Source organism: Streptomyces pseudovenezuelae, assembly GCF_001513955.1.
Classification (GTDB): Bacteria; Actinomycetota; Actinomycetes; order Streptomycetales; family Streptomycetaceae; genus Streptomyces; species Streptomyces pseudovenezuelae.
On sequence record NZ_KQ948145.1, the window covers coordinates 1,033,223 to 1,050,392 of the forward strand.

General features: G+C 70.0%; 17 protein-coding genes. 3 read left to right on the forward strand and 14 right to left on the reverse strand.

Annotated elements, in window-relative coordinates; translation table 11 throughout:
• Window positions 1–122 precede the first annotated feature (122 nt).
• The 5 genes from AQI94_RS12110 to AQI94_RS12130 form a co-directional block, all read right to left on the reverse strand.
• Complete coding sequence (locus tag AQI94_RS12110; protein ID WP_031057051.1) at window positions 123–1,829, reverse strand: bifunctional uroporphyrinogen-III C-methyltransferase/uroporphyrinogen-III synthase; 1,707 nt, start codon at window positions 1,827–1,829, stop codon at window positions 123–125.
• Window positions 1,826–2,785 carry a hydroxymethylbilane synthase gene (hemC, locus tag AQI94_RS12115; RefSeq protein WP_031057048.1) on the reverse strand — a complete coding sequence of 320 codons (960 nt, stop codon included), beginning with the start codon at window positions 2,783–2,785 and terminating at the stop codon, window positions 1,826–1,828. Before hemC ends, AQI94_RS12110 begins: the two co-directional genes overlap by 4 nt.
• Entirely contained in the window at window positions 2,782–4,476 is a 1,695-nt protein-coding gene (locus AQI94_RS12120) for a glutamyl-tRNA reductase (RefSeq protein WP_031057045.1), read from the reverse strand. Before AQI94_RS12120 ends, hemC begins: the two co-directional genes overlap by 4 nt.
• A complete protein-coding gene (locus AQI94_RS12125) occupies window positions 4,473–5,246 on the reverse strand; it encodes a redox-sensing transcriptional repressor Rex (RefSeq protein WP_031057042.1) in 774 nt (257 codons plus the stop codon). The genes AQI94_RS12120 and AQI94_RS12125 overlap by 4 nt, the downstream gene beginning before the upstream one ends.
• Before the next feature lie 235 nt (window positions 5,247–5,481).
• Window positions 5,482–5,769 (reverse strand): glutaredoxin family protein, encoded by a 288-nt coding sequence (locus AQI94_RS12130; protein ID WP_107064334.1) that lies wholly within the window; start codon window positions 5,767–5,769, stop codon window positions 5,482–5,484.
• Window positions 5,770–5,886: 117 nt separating this feature from the next.
• Between AQI94_RS12130 and AQI94_RS12135 the strand changes: the two genes are divergently transcribed.
• The 3 genes from AQI94_RS12135 (at window position 5,887) to AQI94_RS12145 (ending at window position 9,346) form a co-directional block, all read left to right on the forward strand.
• On the forward strand, window positions 5,887–6,813 hold the full coding sequence (locus tag AQI94_RS12135; protein WP_051832785.1) for an HAD family hydrolase: 927 nt from the start codon (window positions 5,887–5,889) through the stop codon (window positions 6,811–6,813).
• Between the two features lie 314 nt (window positions 6,814–7,127).
• Window positions 7,128–7,901 carry an ECF subfamily RNA polymerase sigma factor, BldN family gene (locus AQI94_RS12140; protein WP_020120729.1) on the forward strand — a complete coding sequence of 258 codons (774 nt, stop codon included), beginning with the start codon at window positions 7,128–7,130 and terminating at the stop codon, window positions 7,899–7,901.
• 233 nt (window positions 7,902–8,134) lie between these two features.
• The gene (locus AQI94_RS12145; RefSeq protein WP_031057034.1) at window positions 8,135–9,346 is read left to right on the forward strand and encodes a DUF5667 domain-containing protein; all 1,212 of its coding nucleotides are present in this window, start codon (window positions 8,135–8,137) and stop codon (window positions 9,344–9,346) included.
• 68 nt (window positions 9,347–9,414) lie between these two features.
• Here AQI94_RS12145 and AQI94_RS12150 read toward each other — a convergent pair whose 3' ends face one another.
• The 9 genes from AQI94_RS12150 to AQI94_RS12185 all read right to left on the reverse strand — a co-directional run bounded on the left by AQI94_RS12150 (window position 9,415) and on the right by AQI94_RS12185 (window position 17,158).
• Window positions 9,415–10,467, reverse strand: coding sequence for a lysophospholipid acyltransferase family protein (locus AQI94_RS12150; RefSeq protein ID WP_031057031.1), 1,053 nt, complete (start codon window positions 10,465–10,467; stop codon window positions 9,415–9,417).
• A gap of 14 nt (window positions 10,468–10,481) precedes the next feature.
• On the reverse strand, window positions 10,482–11,543 hold the full coding sequence (locus tag AQI94_RS12155; RefSeq protein WP_031057030.1) for an NAD-dependent epimerase/dehydratase family protein: 1,062 nt from the start codon (window positions 11,541–11,543) through the stop codon (window positions 10,482–10,484).
• A gap of 228 nt (window positions 11,544–11,771) precedes the next feature.
• Window positions 11,772–11,870: a 30S ribosomal protein bS22 gene (locus AQI94_RS42715; protein ID WP_003948845.1), complete on the reverse strand. Its 99-nt coding sequence runs from the start codon at window positions 11,868–11,870 to the stop codon at window positions 11,772–11,774.
• A 177-nt stretch (window positions 11,871–12,047) separates the two neighbouring features.
• Window positions 12,048–12,257: a helix-turn-helix domain-containing protein gene (locus AQI94_RS12160; RefSeq protein ID WP_016437488.1), complete on the reverse strand. Its 210-nt coding sequence runs from the start codon at window positions 12,255–12,257 to the stop codon at window positions 12,048–12,050.
• 129 nt (window positions 12,258–12,386) lie between these two features.
• Entirely contained in the window at window positions 12,387–13,202 is an 816-nt protein-coding gene (locus tag AQI94_RS12165; protein ID WP_031057029.1) for a phosphatase, read from the reverse strand.
• Between the two features lie 157 nt (window positions 13,203–13,359).
• Window positions 13,360–14,532 (reverse strand): acetoin utilization protein AcuC, encoded by a 1,173-nt coding sequence (locus AQI94_RS12170; RefSeq protein WP_031057028.1) that lies wholly within the window; start codon window positions 14,530–14,532, stop codon window positions 13,360–13,362.
• Entirely contained in the window at window positions 14,483–15,694 is a 1,212-nt protein-coding gene (locus AQI94_RS12175; protein WP_031057026.1) for an MFS transporter, read from the reverse strand. Before AQI94_RS12175 ends, AQI94_RS12170 begins: the two co-directional genes overlap by 50 nt.
• A gap of 66 nt (window positions 15,695–15,760) precedes the next feature.
• Window positions 15,761–16,444 carry a VC0807 family protein gene (locus tag AQI94_RS12180; RefSeq protein WP_031057023.1) on the reverse strand — a complete coding sequence of 228 codons (684 nt, stop codon included), beginning with the start codon at window positions 16,442–16,444 and terminating at the stop codon, window positions 15,761–15,763.
• Between the two features lie 69 nt (window positions 16,445–16,513).
• Entirely contained in the window at window positions 16,514–17,158 is a 645-nt protein-coding gene (locus AQI94_RS12185) for an HAD family hydrolase (protein WP_031057022.1), read from the reverse strand.
• Window positions 17,159–17,170: the final 12 nt, after the last annotated feature.

Consider the following 17,170-nt stretch of genomic DNA (forward strand, 5'->3'; position numbering starts at 1 on the left):
CCCCTTTGCCGACGCGGCGTCGGAGCGGGGGCCGGTCAGCCGACCAGGGGCGCGGGGAACTGCGCGACCGGCCCCCACCGGCTCGCAGCCACCCCGCACCGTACGGAGAGTGCGGACACGGATCAGGTCGTCGAGCGTCGCCGCCTGGCCCCCGGCCTCCGCTCACTCGGCCGCGTCACCGGATCCCCGGCCTCCACCGCCGCCGCCCGCCGCTTCAGCCCGAAGTCGGCCAGCGCCTCGGCCAGCTTGTGCACGGACGGCTCGGGCGCCATGACGTCGACCCGGAGCCCGTGCTCCTCGGCGGTCTTCGCCGTGGCGGGACCGATGCACGCGATCACGGTCACGTTGTGCGGCTTCCCGGCGATGCCGACCAGGTTGCGCACGGTGGACGACGACGTGAAGAGCACGGCGTCGAACCCGCCCCCCTTGATCGCCTCCCGGGTCTCGGCCGGCGGCGGCGAGGCGCGCACGGTCCGGTAAGCGGTGACGTCGTCGACCTCCCACCCGAGCTCGATGAGCCCCGCGACCAGCGTCTCGGTGGCGATGTCGGCCCGCGGCAGGAAGACCCGGTCGATCGGGTCGAAGACGGGGTCGTACGGCGGCCAGTCCTCAAGGAGACCCGCGGCCGACTGCTCGCCGCTCGGCACCAGGTCGGGCTTCACACCGAAGGCGATCAGCGCCTTGGCGGTCTGCTCACCCACCGCCGCGACCTTGATGCCGGCGAAGGCACGCGCGTCGAGCCCGTACTCCTCGAACTTCTCGCGTACGGCCTTGACGGCGTTGACCGAGGTGAAGGCGATCCACTCGTAGCGCCCGGTCACGAGCCCCTTGACCGCCCGCTCCATCTGCTGGGGCGTTCTGGGCGGCTCGACCGCGATCGTGGGCACCTCGTGCGGCACGGCCCCGTAGGACCTGAGCTGGTCGGAGAGCGAGGCAGCCTGCTCCTTCGTGCGCGGCACGAGAACCTTCCAGCCGAACAGCGGCTTGTTCTCGAACCACGACAGCTGGTCGCGCTGCGCGGCGGCCGAGCGCTCACCGACCACGGCTATCACCGGCCGCCCGCCCTCGGGCGAGGGCAGCACCTTGGCCTGCTTGAGCGTCTGGGCGATGGTGCCCAGGGTGGCCGTCCAGGTCCGCTGGCGCGTGGTCGTACCGGCGACCGTGACGGTCATCGGGGTGTCGGGCTTGCGCCCGGCCGCGACCAGCTCACCGGCGGCGGCGCCCACGGAGTCCAGGGTCGTCGACACGACCACGGTCCCGTCCGACACCCCCACCTCCGTCCAGCACCGGTCGGAGGCCGTGCGCGCGTCCACGAACCGCACGTCCGCGCCCTGCGCGTCCCGCAGCGGGACACCGGCGTACGCGGGTACGCCGACGGCCGCGGCCACACCGGGCACGACCTCGAAGGGCACGCCCGCGCGGGCGCAGGCCAGCATCTCCTCGGCGGCGTACGCGTCGAGCCCGGGGTCCCCGGACACCGCACGCACGACCCGCCTGCCGCCCCGCGCGGCCTCCATGACAAGATGTGCCGCATCCCGTACAGCGGGGGCAGGAGCGGTTGTTGACGTGCCGTCAACGACTGTCAGTTGGGGCGCGCCCGTGCCCGGCACCGGAGTCGAAGGCGACTCGGTGTCCGTGTCCACGACGGCGACGCCCGACCGAGCGTGGACGCGCACGACGTCGAGCACCTCGTGCCCGGCGACGAGAACGTCCGCGTTCGTGAGCGCCTCGACGGCGCGCAGAGTCAGCAGTCCCGGATCTCCGGGTCCGGCACCCAGGAAGGTGACGTGCCCGTGTTCAGGACCGACGGGAAGGGTGGTGGGGCTCACTGTGCTCGCTCCCCCATCAGACCGGCCGCGCCCTGGGCAAGCATCTCGGCCGCGAGTTCACGGCCGAGCGCCATTGCTTGGTCGTACGTCTCGGGCACGGGACCGGTGGTGGACAACTGCACCATGCGCGAGCCGTCGGTGGTGCCGACGACGCCCCGCAGGCGCATTTCCTTGACAATCTGCCCGTCGGCCAGCAGGTCGGCCAGCGCGCCCACAGGGGCGGAGCAGCCGGCCTCCAGGGCGGCGAGCAGTGACCGCTCGGCAGTCACGGCGACCCGCGTGAACGGGTCGTCGAGCTCGCCGAGCGCTGCGATCAGGTCCGCGTTGTCCGCGGTGCACTCGATCGCGAGTGCTCCCTGGCCGGGAGCGGGCAAAACTGTGTCGACCGAGAGGAAATCGGTCACTTCGTCGATCCGGCCGATGCGCTGCAGCCCGGCGGCTGCCAGCACCACCGCATCCAGCTCACCATCGCGCACGAACCGCACCCGGGTGTCGATGTTCCCCCGGATCGCAACCGTCTCGATATCAAGTCCGTGCGCGCGGGCGTACGCGTTCAGCTGCGCGGTCCGCCGGGGCGAACCGGTACCGATGCGGGCACCCCGGGGCAGGTCGGTGAACTTCAGGGCGTCCCGGGCGACAAGGACGTCCCTGGGGTCCTCGCGCTCGGGGAGCGCGGCCAGCGCGAGCTCGTCCGGCTGCCCGGTCGGCAGGTCCTTCAGCGAGTGCACCGCGAAGTCGACCTCGCCCTTGAGCAGGGCCTCGCGCAGCGCGGTCACGAAGACACCGGTGCCGCCGATCTGCGCGAGCGCCTCCTTGGACACATCGCCGTACGTGGTGATCTCCACGAGCTCGACGGGCCGTCCGGTCACCTGGCTCACGGCTTCCGCCACCCGCCCGGACTGGGCCATGGCGAGTTTGCTCCGCCTGGTCCCGAGCCGTAGCGCCTTGGTACTCATGACGAGCCTCGGTCTTTCTCATCGGTGGTGCTGTCCTCGGCGCGGGAGACGGCGGCCACCGTCTCGGGGTCGAGGTCGAACAGGGTCCGCAGCGCGTCCGCGTATCCGGCACCGCCGGGCTCGGCCGCGAGCTGCTTGACCCGTACGGTCGGCGCGTGCAGCAGTTTGTCGACCACGCGCCGCACGGTCTGCGTGATCTCGCCGCGCTGCTTGTCGTCGAGGCCCGGCAGCCGTCCGTCGAGCCGGGCGATCTCACCGGCGACGACATCGGCGGCCATGGTCCGCAGCGCGACCACGGTCGGCGTGATGTGCGCGGCCCGCAGCGCCGCCCCGAAGGCGGCGACCTCGTCGGCGACGATACGGCGGACCTGGTCGACGTCGGCCGCCATGGGGGCGTCCGCCGAAGCCTCGGCGAGCGACTCGATGTCGACGAGCCGCACCCCGCCCAGCCGGTGCACGGCCGGGTCGATGTCCCGGGGCATGGCGAGGTCGAGCAGGAAGAGCGAGGGGGTCGGCCGGGGGATCTCGGCGACGGGCTCGGGCCTGCGCCGCTCGGGAACCCGCCCGATGGCGGCGGCGGTGGCGGCGAGCGCGGCGATGGCGTCGGCCTCCTCGACGGGATCGACCACCGTCACCGAGCTCTGCGGCCGGGGAGCGTTGTCCACCCAGGCGGCGTGCTGCTCCAGCTCGGAGGCGGCCATCCCGGCGACGGCGGCTTCGCCGAGCACGGAGAAACCGGCGGTGGCCGGGACAGGGGCCAGATCGAGCGGACAGTTCTCCTCGGCGGTCGGCTCCGCCGCGCCGCGGGGGGCGGTGCCGCTCGGAGCGGTCCGGGTCGGCGCGGGCGGCACCCGGTCGGCACCGGGCACAGCCGAGGCGACAGCCTCAGCCGTGAGCACCAGCCCCGTGGCCCCCGTACAGGACACCACGACATCGGCACGTGTCAGCTCGTCCGACACCGAATCCATCGGTACCGCACGGGCAGCCACGTCCCCGGCGTCATTGAGGATCTCCGCAAGCCGCTCGGCCCGCTCGGCGGTCCGGTTGGCGATCACGATCTCCGCGACACCCGCGCGCGCCAGCGTCGCCGCGGCCAGCGAGGACATCGACCCGGCGCCGATGACCAGCGCCTTCTTGTCCCGGGCCCAGTCCGGCACCTGCGCGCCCAGGGCCAACTGCTCCAGCCCGAAGGTGACCAGCGACTGCCCCGCCCGGTCGATCCCGGTCTCGGAGTGCGCCCGCTTGCCCACCCGCAGCGCCTGCTGGAACAGGTCGTTCAGCAGCCGCCCGGCGGTGTGCAGCTCCTGCGCCCGGGCCAGGGAGTCCTTGATCTGGCCGAGGATCTGCCCCTCCCCGACGACCATGGAGTCGAGCCCGCAGGCCACGGAGAACAGATGGTGGACGGCCCGGTCCTCGTAGTGCACGTAGAGATAGGGGGTGAGCTCGTCCAGCCCCACCCCGCTGTGCTGGGCGAGCAGCGTGGACAGCTCGGCCACGCCCGCGTGGAACTTGTCCACGTCGGCGTACAGCTCGATCCGGTTGCAGGTCGCGAGCACCGCGGCCTCCGCGGCCGGCTCCGCGGCGACGGTGTCCTGCAGCAGCTTCATCTGCGCATCGGCATGCAGCGCCGCCCGCTCCAGCACACTGACCGGCGCGCTGCGGTGGCTCAGCCCGACGACGAGGAGACTCATGCCGGCATCACGGCGGGTACGTCCCCGTCGGGCCCTTTGTCGGCAGAGGCGGCGGCGGAGTCGCGGCCGGCGGGCACCGGACCGGCGCCGTCGGACGCGGCGGCCTCCTCACCGGCCTTGCGCTGCTCGTGGAAGGCGAGGATCTGCAGCTCGATGGAGAGGTCGACCTTGCGCACGTCGACACCGTCCGGGACGGTCAGCACGGTCGGCGCGAAGTTCAGGATGGAGGTGACCCCGGCGGCCACCAGGCGGTCGCAGACCGGCTGGGCGGCACCGGCGGGGGTCGCGATGACACCGATGGACACGCCGTTGTCCTCGATGATCTTTTCCAGCTCGTCCGAGTGCTGCACCGGGATGCCCGCGACCGGCTTGCCCGCCATCGCCGGATCGGCGTCGATCAGCGCCGCGACCCGGAATCCACGGGAGGCGAAGCCGCCGTAATTGGCGAGAGCGGCACCGAGGTTGCCGATACCGACGATCACAACCGGCCAGTCCTGGGTCAGGCCGAGTTCGCGGGAGATCTGGTAGACGAGATACTCGACGTCGTAGCCGACACCGCGCGTTCCGTAAGAACCCAGGTAGGAGAAGTCCTTGCGCAGCTTCGCGGAGTTGACCCCCGCGGCGGCGGCGAGTTCCTCGGAGGACACCGTGGGTACCGAGCGCTCGGACAGTGCCGTCAGGGCTCGTAGGTACAGCGGAAGCCTGGCGACGGTGGCCTCGGGAATCCCTCGGCTACGGGTCGCCGGTCGGTGAGTTCGGCCAGTTGCCACGGTGCTCCTGCGGGTAGAGCGGGGCTGTGGGCGGTCACACGTCCCCGGACCGCCCCGTCGAAAGCAGGCTATGTCTTTGTGAACGCGTGCACAAAGATGGTGTCCGATTTGCCCGGCCAACGTGACCGGGGTCACGCACGTCTCTCTCGGAGGCAAAACCGCACACTTCCCTCGTCAATCCCGCCCCCAAGACCACTTCGCCATCGATCCTAAGCGACCGACCGGACCAGTTGGACTAGTCGGTCAGGGCCTTGCGGAGGCGTTCCTCGTCCACCCGCCAGAACGTGTGCTGCTCCCCGTCGACGAGCACGACGGGGATCTGTTCCCAGTACTGCTCGTGGAGTTGAGGATCCTGGTCGATGTCTTTGTACTCCCGGGGAACCCCTAGATCTCCACATACCTTCTCGATCACCAGCTGTGCGTCATCACACAGATGGCAACCGGGCTTGCGGATCAGGGTGACGAGCCGGTCCTCGGGGGCCCTGGCCTGCTTTCGGCGGAAGAGGGGAGTCATGTCAGCCATTCTCCCGCGCGTCGGCGTCGCCCGTGGCCACCTGCTTAACGGCACAGTCCCGGAGTGTTCACATCCTTCAAACCTCTCGACTCCGGAACCACCGAACAGACTGGCTATGCTCACGCCATGGCCGCTCTCGGATGGCTCACTCCCCGTAGGCGCTCCGCCACGGCGCGAAGCGTGTTGGCAGGCGAGGCCTCAGCGGAGGCTGCCCGCAAGTCCTCCCAGGAGGTCGAGGAGACCTCCGGCACGGAACCGGAGTCACAGTTCCCGGTCCTGGGCGACGACAAGGCCGCCGCCTTCTTCGACCTGGACAACACCGTGATGCAGGGCGCGTCCCTCTTCCACTTCGGCCGCGGCCTGTACAAGCGGAAGTTCTTCGAGACCCGCGACCTCGCCCGCTTCGCCTGGCAGCAGGCCTGGTTCCGCTTGGCCGGCTCCGAGGACCCCGAACACATGCAGGAGGCCCGCGACTCGGCGCTCTCCATCGTCAAGGGGCACCGCGTCGCCGAGCTCCAGTCGATCGGCGAGGAGATCTACGACGAGTACATGGCCGAGCGCATCTGGCCGGGCACCCGCGCACTGGCGCAGGCGCACCTGGACGCCGGCCAGAAGGTCTGGCTGGTCACCGCCGCCCCGGTGGAGATCGCCCAGGTGATCGCCCGCCGCCTCGGCCTCACCGGCGCGCTCGGCACGGTCGCGGAGTCGGTCGACGGCGTCTACACCGGCAAGCTGGTCGGTGAGCCCCTGCACGGCCCCGCGAAGGCGGAGGCGGTCCGGGCCCTGGCGGCGGCGGAGGGCCTCGACCTGTCGCGCTGCGCCGCGTACAGCGACAGCCACAACGACATCCCGATGCTCTCGCTGGTGGGTCACCCCTACGCGATCAACCCGGACACCAAGCTCCGCAAGCACGCCCGCCGGCTGGACTGGCGCCTGCGCGACTACCGCACGGGCCGCAAGGCGGCGAAGGTCGGCATCCCGGCCGCCGCGGGCGTGGGAGCCGTGGCGGGCGGCACGGCAGCGGCGATCGCCCTGCACAAGCGCCGTCGGTAACCAGGCAAACACACCAATCCCCGGGTTTTGTACGCGTAACCCCGTGTGCAGGCACATTGGCTGCACACGGCCACAACACACCCCGTTCCCTGACAGAACGCGACCGTTTTCGATCAACAACCGGTCACTCTGTGGTACTTGAACTACTCCCAATCGGTTACGGAAGCGACGTAATCGATGAATAGAGCAACTGGGTGTAGCAGTGCCTGCACTAAGCGTTATTCTCCTCAGACGCAATCCGGTACCTCTCCGTCGCTACGACGGGTGAATGGTCCCGCACTGCACGTGATGGAAGCTCTGCCTCTGGGAGTCCCGTGTACCCACACGTCGGGGTTGACGCCTCGGGCCTGGCTACGCTGCGCGCAACGGTCCTGGACCTGTTGCGCGGCTTCGTCCCCACCGCGTACGCCGTCCCCGCCCTTGCCGTAGCCGCGGCACCGATCGGCCCGTGCTATGCACTGGCCGACGGTTCCGCGGCCGTCGGCAGACGAGGGCGTTCGACCGGTGCCGCACCGGCCCGCCGTCCGGCCGCGGACAGCGACAGCGCCCGCATGATGGACCTGGTCGAACGCGCCCAGGCCGGCGAGGCCGACGCTTTCGGCCGCCTGTACGACCAGTACAGCGACACGGTGTACCGGTACATCTATTACCGGGTAGGAGGTAAGGCCACCGCCGAGGATCTGACGAGCGAGACGTTCCTGCGTGCGCTCCGAAGGATCGGCACCTTCACATGGCAGGGCCGCGATTTCGGCGCCTGGCTCGTCACCATCGCGCGCAACCTCGTCGCCGACCACTTCAAGTCGAGCCGGTTCCGGCTGGAAGTCACCACCGGCGAGATGCTCGACGCCAACGAGGTCGAGCGCTCGCCCGAGGACTCCGTCCTGGAGTCCCTCTCCAACGCCGCGCTGCTGGACGCCGTCCGCCGGCTCAACCCCCAGCAGCAGGAATGTGTGACCCTCCGTTTCCTCCAGGGCCTCTCGGTCGCCGAGACCGCCCGGGTGATGGGCAAGAACGAGGGCGCCATCAAAACCCTCCAGTACCGGGCCGTCCGCACCCTGGCCCGGCTCCTCCCGGACGACGCCCGCTGAGAGCGCACGCCCGGTAACCATCAACTCGCTCTCGGTGAAAGTCCGTTGACTCCCCGATCCGATCATCCGCAGTCCGTAACCCAAGTGCCACGCCGCTCGTTGTGCGGGATGCAGGCTCCCTGTGGTCACACCCTGGCCGACTCCGATCACTCGATCGGGTGCTTGCGTTCAGGGTGTGCAACCCTCAGGACCCCCTGGGGAGTCGACCGTCATGACGAGAGGAGGTGCCGCCAGTGATCGCGAACGTATCGGCGCACCGGCGGGCGAACGCCTTCGCCCAGGCCCTGGAGGAGCAGTCCGACCGGGAACCGGCGGCCGAGCAGTCCGAAGGACCAGCTCCGGCCGTCGCGGAACACCCCGATCCGGGCCGTCTTTTGGCCCTCGCGGAGTGTCTCGGCGAGCTGCCCAGGCCTGAGCTGGACCCTGAGGTCAAGGTCGTCCAGCGAGCCCAGCTGGTGGCCGCGATGGAGGCCATGCTGCTGGAGGGCGACGGGGCGGAACCCGCGTTCCCCGAACAGCGCTCCCATCGGGCCAAAGGCACCCACCGGGCGAGTCCGCTCGGGAAACTGCGTCCGCGTTCCCGGCTCACCAAGGGCCTGGCCGCGGGCGGCCTGAGCGTCGGAGTCGCCGCCGGAGCCTTCGGCGGAGTGGCCGCGGCCAGCTCCGACGCGCTGCCCGGGGACTCGCTGTACGGCCTCAAGCGCGGCATCGAGGACTTCAAGCTCACCTACCTGTCCGAGGGGGACGACGAGCGTGGCGTCGCCTACCTCGACCAGGCCTCCACCCGGCTGAACGAGGCCCGCCGCCTGATGGAACGCGGCCGGGGCGGGCACCTCGACCACGAGTCCGTGGGCGAGATCCGCCGCGCCCTGTCCGGCATGCAGCACGACGCCTCCGAGGGGCATCGCCTGCTGCACGAGGCGTACGAGCGCGACCCGAACTCGCTGGGCCCCATCCAGGCCCTGGCCGGCTTCTCGCGCTCGCACCGCGAGGCCTGGGGGGCGCTCCGCGACCGGCTGCCCGTCCAGCTCGGCGATGTCAGCGACCAGGTGTCCGAGGTCTTCGACGCCATAGACGAAGAGGTCGCTCCGCTGCAGTCCCTGCTCCCCGAACCCCCGGCCCCGGGCGGCGGCGCGGGACAGCGGCAGGGCTCCGGTCCGGCGTCCTCGGACGACTCGACCGGCTCGGGGCATTCCACGGCCCCGGGTTCAGGCGGCTCCTCGGAACACACCGGCGGCAGCAGCCCGAGCAAATCCGCCCCGTCCGGCAGCCAGGACGACGGCCTGCTCGGCGGCAACACCGGCGGTCTCCTCGATCCTCCGAAGGACACCGGCACCACCACCCCGACGTCCCCGGCCCCCTCGGCCGACCCGGACGTCACCCTCCCGCCCCTCCTCCCGGGCCTCCTGCCGGGCCTGGGCATCCAGGGCGAGGACACGAATTAGCCCCTCCAGTACGGCGGTGGGGGCACCCTTCTATTGGAAGGGTGCCCCCACCGCCGTAAAGGGCGATCTCAGAAAAACACCGACCGCCTCTGCACCAAGAGCTTGTACAGCGTGTGCTGGATCTGTTCTCTGACCTGGTCCGTCAGGTTGAACATCAGCATCGGGTCCTCGGCGGCCTCCGGGGGATAGCCGTCGGTCGGGATGGGCTCGCCGAACTGGATCGTCCACTTGGTGGGGAGCGGGACCGCGCCCAGGGGGCCCAGCCACGGGAAGGTCGGAGTCAGCGGGAAGTACGGGAAGCCCAGCAGCCGGGCCAGCGTCTTCGCGTTGCCGATCATCGGGTAGATCTCCTCCGCGCCCACGATCGAGCACGGAATGATCGGGGTGCGCTGACGCAGGGCCGTGGAGACGAAACCGCCCCGGCCGAAGCGCTGGAGCTTGTACCGCTCGCTGAAGGGCTTGCCGATGCCCTTGAAGCCCTCCGGCATCACACCGACCAGTTCACCGCGCCCCAGCAGCCGTTCGGCGTCCTCCGCGCAGGCGAGGGTGTGACCGGCCTTGCGGGCGAGTTCGTTGACCACCGGCAGCATGAACACCAGGTCCGCCGCCAGCAGCCGCAGATGCCGGTTCGCGGGGTGGTGGTCGTGGACGGCGACCTGCATCATCAGGCCGTCCAGCGGCAGCGTCCCGGAGTGGTTGGCGACGATCAGCGCCCCGCCCTCGGCCGGGATGTTCTCGACACCCTTGACCTCGACCCGGAAGTACTTCTCGTACACCGGCCGCAGCAGGGACATCAGGACCTGGTCGGTGAGTTCCTCGTCGTAGCCGAAGTCGTCGACCTCGTAGTCCCCGGTGAGCCGGCGGCGCAGGAAGCTGAGGCCCGCGGCGATACGCCGCTCCAGGCCGCCCTCCTCGCTCGCCTGCTGCGGCGGCTGTTCCTCACGCGTCACAGGAACATCATCCTGCGCGGGAGCCGCGCTGGGCAGGGGCTGGACCTCACGGACCAGCGCGGGCTCGGGGCCCTTGCGCCGGCTCCCCGCGCTCCGGCGCCGCGCCGGCCGCTGTACGGCGCCTGCGCGGGACCGGTCGTCGTCGAACGGAATGACCTTGGCGTCCGCCATCGTTGATGCGCTCCTCAGTTGGCGCTCTGCGTCGGGGGGTTGCCGTTGCCCGCGAGGGGCAGCGCGGCGATCCGGTCGACGGCCCCCGCGAGGGCCTCCGGCGGCAGCAGCCCGGGGCCCTGGCTGCGCGCGAAGTCCGCGAAGGTCTCCGCCGTCGAGTACTTCGGCCGGAATCCGAGCGTCTCCCGCATCTGGACCGTCGACACGACCCGGCCATGGGTGAGCAGCCGGATCTGCTCGGGCGAGAAGTCCGTCATACCCAGCGTACGCACCAGCGACCCGGCCCAGGTGACGGCCGGCAGCAGCAGGGGCACCGTGGGCCGGCCGAGCCGCCGGGAACACTGCGACAGCAACAGGACCCCGTCGCCGGCGATGTTGAAGGTGCCGCTGTTGAGCGTGCCCCGCTCCGGTTCGTGCGAGGCGATCCTGAGCACCTCGATCACGTCGTCCTCGTGCACGAACTGCAACCGCGGGTCGTAGCCGAGCACGGTCGGCAGCACCGGCAGCGCGAAGTACGAGGCGAGCGGGGTGTCCGCGGTCGGCCCCAGGATGTTGGCGAACCTGAGCACGCACACGGCCACGTCGGGGCGCCGTCGCGCGAAGCCCCGCACATACCCCTCGACCTCGACCGTGTCCTTGGCGAAGCCGCCGGAGGGCAGGGACTTGGGCGGGGTGGTCTCGGTGAACACCGCGGGATCGCGGGGCGCGGACCCGTACACGTTCGTACTGGACTTCACCACCAGCCGCTGCACGTTCGGCGACTTCTGGCAGGCACCGAGCAGCTGCATGGTGCCGATGACGTTGGTCTCCTTGACCGTGGTCCGGCTCCCGCTGCCCAGCGCCATCGCCGTCACATCCAGGTGGACGACCGTGTCGGCGGCCGTCTCCGCGAGGATCCGCGCGATGCCGGGCTGCCTGATGTCCGCCTGGATGAAGTCGGCACCGCCCAGATGGTGTTCCGGCGACACCGCGTCCACGGCGATCACCCGGTCCACCTGCGGGTCACGCTGTATGCGTCGTACGAACCGGCCTCCCAGCTGTCGGGCCACTCCGGTGACGAGCACGACCTTTCCCAAGATCAGCGCCTTCCTTCCAGCCGTAGTCCAGCCCTGGTACGGCTCCTGTACAGCCCCAGTCCTGTGCCGCGTTCCCCGTGTTCCGCCAACTTAGCGGTTCGATGTTGCGCTGTGATGACCGCCCACTGCGTGAGGTGACGACATCCAGCCCACTGCCACGTCCCGACACGCGTGTGGCCCCCCACCGATATCAGGTGGGGGGCCACAAACACGCTTACGCGGCGTCGCCTACTTCTTGTTGCGACGCTGAACGCGCGTGCGCTTGAGCAGCTTGCGGTGCTTCTTCTTGGCCATCCGCTTGCGCCGCTTCTTGATAACAGAGCCCACGACTACCCTCGCTCACTTCTCATCACTCGGTGCTGGGCGCCATGGGCCCATACGACCTACGAGGGGCTAGCCTACCCGCCCGAGCGCTGAGGTCGTAATCGAGGTGAACCGGGGAGATCCGCAGGGGGTCACGAGTGCCCTGAGACCCCTGTTGAACCTCCCCGGGTCCGGTCGTCGTCAGGCCGTCTCCACCCCCACATAACTCTCGCGGAGGTACTCGTGAACCGCGTTCTCGGGGACACGGAAGGACCGTCCCACCCTGATCGCGGGCAGATGACCACTGTGCACCAGCCGGTACACGGTCATCTTCGACACTCGCATCACCGAGGCGACTTCCGCCACGGTAAGGAACTGAACCTCGCTCAGAGGCCTCTGTTCAGCAGCCATGACACACCTGAACCTTCCGCACTCGACGGCCACCGGCTTCCCCTTCCGGTGACTCTTCGTCGCTGCGTGCTCACTCCCCAATGTAGGGGCGGGTGATGCAAGTGGGGAAGAGGTGCACCCATCGGCGGCCTACTGTGACAGACACGCTCGATTGAGTACGTAGCGGGTCAGCGGCCGGTAGTAATCGGACCGCACAGCGTCATCAAGTGGAACGACGACGGACACGACCCCCTCGGCCTCCCCCACAAAGAGCGCGGGGTCATCCGTATCCGCCGGCCCAATGGCCTCAAACCCCAGCTGACCTGCTCCGCAGACCCATCCGTGATCCCCGATCACCAGCTCGGGAAGCGGCCCGCCGCTCTCCGCCGCGGCCGCCAGCGCGGTACGAACCGGCAGCGGTGAATGCGTGTGTGCGCCCGGCTCACCACCGGAGCTCTTCGCGTCCGGCGGCCGCACGAGCGCGACTCCTCGTACGTACTGAAGGTTGTACGTGCGTAGACCGAACCGGGTCGTTATGTCGACACGGCGACCATGCGCAGGGGTGAGGACGGTACATCCCGCCGCCGAGAGGGCGTCCGCGAGGGCGGCGTAGAACCCGAGCAGTCGGTGCGGATGACCGGTGCCGAGGAGCACGGCCCCGCTGCGCTGGGCAACTGCCGCGAGCCGCTCCGCGAAGGCGTCGAGCGCCACGAGTGTCCGTTCAGGATCGATCACATCCCGGCCAGTTGTAACCCTTGGATCGCCGGAAACCCCACACTTCTCCGCCATGAGCCCGAGCAAATCCCGCTCATTCCACGACGATTCGGGATCAATTCCGATCAGCACCCGGGGGTCCCGAGCCGCGAACAACCGATAACTCCGCAGACTCGCCTCCCGCGAGGTGGCCACGGACCCGGCGAGACGAGCGGCCAGCAGATGGGCGCGCAGGGCACCGGTGCTCAACACGGAGTGATGGTGGCGGATGAGCGGCGGGGCTACGTGGGGAACAGAGATTTACCGCACAGTCGGAGTAACGGGGACTGCACCCACCCAGGGGCGCGGGGAACTGCGCGACCAGCCACAAAGCACCCGCAGCCGCCAGACGACACAGCCACGCACATCCTTAGGCCAACAACCCCCGCAACGGAAACACCGCCCGCCGAGTGGCCAGCACAGCCTGATCCAGCCGATCCGCGGGGTCGTACCCCGCATCCCACTCCGCATAGGACACCGGCCACCGGCCGTCCGTCATCCGGGCCGGCGCCAACTGCCGGGTCCGTGCGAACACCTCCTGCCGCCACCCCTCGGGAATCATCGCCTCGGGCTCGATCTCCCGCCCGGCGGCGATCGCCACCAGATGCGTCCAGGACCGGGGTACGACATCCACCACGGCGTACCCTCCGCCCCCGAGCGCGATCCACTTCCCCCCGGCGTACTCGTGCGCCAGCTCATGGCAGGCGACCTGCACCGCCCGCTGCGCGTCCAACGACACCGCGAGATGCGCCAGCGGATCCTCGAAGTGCGTATCGGCCCCGTGCTGCGTCACCAGCACATCCGGCCGGAAGTCGGCGATGAGCTCCGGCACCACCGCATGGAAGGCCCGCAACCACCCCGCGTCCCCCGTCCCGGCCGGCAGCGCCACGTTCACCGCGCTGCCCTCGGCCGAGTCCGCCCCCGTCTCCTCCGGCCACCCGGTCTGCGGGAAGAGCGTCCGGGGATGCTCGTGCAACGAGATCGTCAGCACCCGGGGATCCTCCCAGAACGCCGCCTGCACCCCGTCCCCGTGATGCACGTCGACATCCACATAGGCGACCCGCTGGGCCCCCAGCTCCAGCAGCCGCGCGATGGCGAGCGAGGCGTCGTTGTAGATGCAGAACCCCGAGGCACCGCCGGGCATCGCATGGTGCAACCCGCCCGCGAAGTTCACCGCGTGCAGCGCGGTCCCGCGCCACACGGCCTCCGCCGCGCCCACCGACTGGCCGGCGATCAGCGCGGACACCTCGTGCATCCGCTCGAAGGCCGGATCGTCCATCGTCCCGAGCCCGTACGACTGGTCGGCCGCCCCCGGGTCCACGGAAGCCGCCTTCACGGCCTCGACGTAGTCCTCCCGGTGCACGAGCCGCAGCGTCGACTCGCCGGCCGCCTTCGCCGCCACGACCTCCACGTCCCGGTCCAGCCCGAAGGCGTCCACCAGGCGCCGGGTCAGGTCGAGCCGGACCGGGTCCATCGGATGGTCCGGACCGAAGTCATAGCCCGTTACTGCCTCGTCCCACATCAGCTGTGCGCGGCCGCTCATGCCCGCCACCGTATCGGTCCGGTTGAGCCTCGAACGACTTGGCGTACACCAGCGTCACCAGCACCAACACCATCGGCACGAGCATCGCCCCGCGATAGCTCCACGCGTCCCCCAGGGCCCCCACCAACGGCGAACCGACCAGGAACCCCACGTAGTTGAAGACATTGAGCCGAGCGACCGCCGCGTCCGAGGCCCCCGGGAACAGCCGCCCGGCCGCGGCGAAGGTCTGCGGAACCAGCACACACAGCCCCAGCCCCAGCAGCGTGAACCCGAGCATGCCCACCCACGGCCCCGGCGCCACGGCCACCACCGCGAACCCCACGGCCGCCACCACGGCCCCCGCGCGCACGACCGCCGCCGCCCCGAACCGCCGTACCCCGAAGTCCCCGATGGCCCGCCCCAGCAGGGTCGTCACCATGTAGACGTTGTACGGCACGGTCGCCAGCTGCTCACTGCTCCCGAGCACGTCCTGGAGGTACTTCGCACTCCAGTTGGAGACCGTGGAGTCCCCGATGTAGGCGAAGGTCATCACCAGGCACAGCGGCAGCAGCAGCTTGAAGACGATGCCGTCCCCGCCCTGCGCCGTCTCCTCCAGGGCGCCGCCGTCCCCGTCGACGTACCACCGGCTCCCCACCAGGCACAGCGGCACCAGCACCACCACGACCGGCAGGTAGGACACGAACAGCGCGAGATGCCAGTGCGCCCCGACCCAGGCCAGCGAGGCCCCCACGATCCCGCCGAGACTGAACACCGCGTGGAAGCTCAGCATGATGCTGCGCCCGTACGACCGCTGCAGGCTCACCCCGAGCATGTTCATGGACGCGTCGAGCATGCCGACCGCGAGCCCGAAGGCGGCGAGCGAGACCCCGAGTTCGACCGTCGAGTCCCCGGCCCCCACTCCGAGCAGCGCCAGGAGCACCACCGGCTGGGCCAGCCTCAGCAGCAGGCTGGGCCGGATCCGCTTCACCAGGTGCTCGGTCGAGACGCTCCCGACACCGGCGAGGATCGGCACCGCGGCCAGGAACGCGGGCAGCAGCGCGTCGGAGACGCCGTACCGGTCCTGGATGGCGGGGATCCGCGTCACCAGCAGAGCGAAGGCGACACCTTGCGCGAAGAAGCTGAACGCCAGTGAGGCCCTACCGCGCCGCAGCACATCTGTCATGGCGGCGAGCGTAGGGCCCCGGCGTACTCGTGGGTAGATCCAGCCAAAGATGAATTTCCCTCAGCTTTATCGGGCGAGGGCCACCTCGGGCCTCGCGGGGGCACAGGACTTCGTCTCGGCGATCAGCATCCGGGCCATCGGTCCGGCCCCGATCGCCCCGCTGACCAGGAAGGCCACCGCCATCGACACCACCATGACCACGGACCCGAGCCACACCATCGTGTCCACCGGCAGCGTGTACGCCCCCACGACCCGCAGCACGCACTCCGTCAGCAGTACGACACCCCACACCACGGAGAACCGCCGCTCGGCCCTCCGGAAGTCCGCCGACCCGCCCTGGAGCCGCGTCCAGGCGGCCTCCCGCTCGGCGATGCCCTTCACCAGCCAGGGCTTCATGCCCGCGGTCATCATGGGCCTGCCCAGCGCGACGGAGACGAGGATGCCGATCCCGATCACACTGCTGACCCCGCTGTCCTTGGCGAGCATCAGCCGCGGGTCACCGGCCACGAAGCTCAGCAGCAGGCCCACGACGTTGACGACGAGGATGAGGGCGGCGAGACCGTTGACCGTCCGCTCCTTCACCACACTCCAGCCGGTCCGCACGGCCGGGACGACACTGCTGAGGCCCAACGCCATCAGCGTGCTCATCCCCAGCCCCTCCCTGAGCAGGTAGTACGCCCCGATCGGCACAGCCACGTCCACGATCAGGGGAGCCAGGTTCGCGCGCTTCGAGTTCGTCTTCGTCGTCATGCCCTCAGCTTCCCGTCCGGCGAGGGGGTGCCGGTAGAAACGATCGTCCGGCCCTCGGCATGACAAATGTCAGGCCAGCAGGTCGGCCAACTCGCCCATGTCGGAGAAGAGTTGAGTGGCCTCTTCCAGCTTGGCGGCGGGCGTCATGGCGGTGAACCCACAGACGTCCATCCCGGCCGCGACAGCCGCTTGTACACCCAGCGGACTGTCCTCGACGACCACACACCGACCGGGCTCGACGCCCATCCGCTCGGCGGCATGGAGAAACAGGTCCGGCGCCGGCTTCCCCCGCCCCACGTCCTGCGAACTGAAGATCCGCTCGTCCTCGAACCACCGGTCGAGCCCGGTCGCCCGATGCCCCACCCGAATCCGCTCATGACTCCCGGAGGACGCGACACAGTACGACACCCCGTCCGCCGTCAGCTTCTCCAGTACGCCGGTGACGCCGGCCACGGCCTTCAACTCCCGCTCGAACGCGGCGAAGACCCTCGCGTGAAAGACGTCGTCGAAGTCCTCCGGCAAGCGCTGCCCGGTCCGCTCCAGGACCAGATCGTGAATCCGGTGCATGGCGGAGCCCATGTAGTCCCGGATGGAGTCCTCGTAGGAGGTCGGGTGCCCGAGCTCCGTCAGATAGGCGGCGAGGTGCCGATTGGAGATCGGCTCACTGTCGACAAGAACGCCGTCGTTGTCGAAGATGACGAGGTCATAGCGCATGCTGTTGACCAT

Bases quoted from the DNA above. Each gene is read 5' to 3' on its own strand.
- hemC (WP_031057048.1), bottom strand. From the start codon at position 2,785: ATGAGTACCAAGGCGCTACGGCTCGGGACCAGGCGGAGCAAACTCGCC.
- AQI94_RS12120 (WP_031057045.1), bottom strand. From the start codon at position 4,476: ATGAGTCTCCTCGTCGTCGGGCTGAGCCACCGCAGCGCGCCGGTCAGT.
- AQI94_RS12130 (WP_107064334.1), bottom strand. From the start codon at position 5,769: ATGGCTGACATGACTCCCCTCTTCCGCCGAAAGCAGGCCAGGGCCCCC.
- AQI94_RS12135 (WP_051832785.1), top strand. From the start codon at position 5,887: ATGGCCGCTCTCGGATGGCTCACTCCCCGTAGGCGCTCCGCCACGGCG.
- AQI94_RS12150 (WP_031057031.1), bottom strand. From the start codon at position 10,467: ATGGCGGACGCCAAGGTCATTCCGTTCGACGACGACCGGTCCCGCGCA.
- AQI94_RS12160 (WP_016437488.1), bottom strand. From the start codon at position 12,257: ATGGCTGCTGAACAGAGGCCTCTGAGCGAGGTTCAGTTCCTTACCGTG.
- AQI94_RS12170 (WP_031057028.1), bottom strand. From the start codon at position 14,532: ATGAGCGGCCGCGCACAGCTGATGTGGGACGAGGCAGTAACGGGCTAT.
- AQI94_RS12175 (WP_031057026.1), bottom strand. From the start codon at position 15,694: ATGACAGATGTGCTGCGGCGCGGTAGGGCCTCACTGGCGTTCAGCTTC.
- AQI94_RS12180 (WP_031057023.1), bottom strand. From the start codon at position 16,444: ATGACGACGAAGACGAACTCGAAGCGCGCGAACCTGGCTCCCCTGATC.
- AQI94_RS12185 (WP_031057022.1), bottom strand. From the start codon at position 17,158: ATGCGCTATGACCTCGTCATCTTCGACAACGACGGCGTTCTTGTCGAC.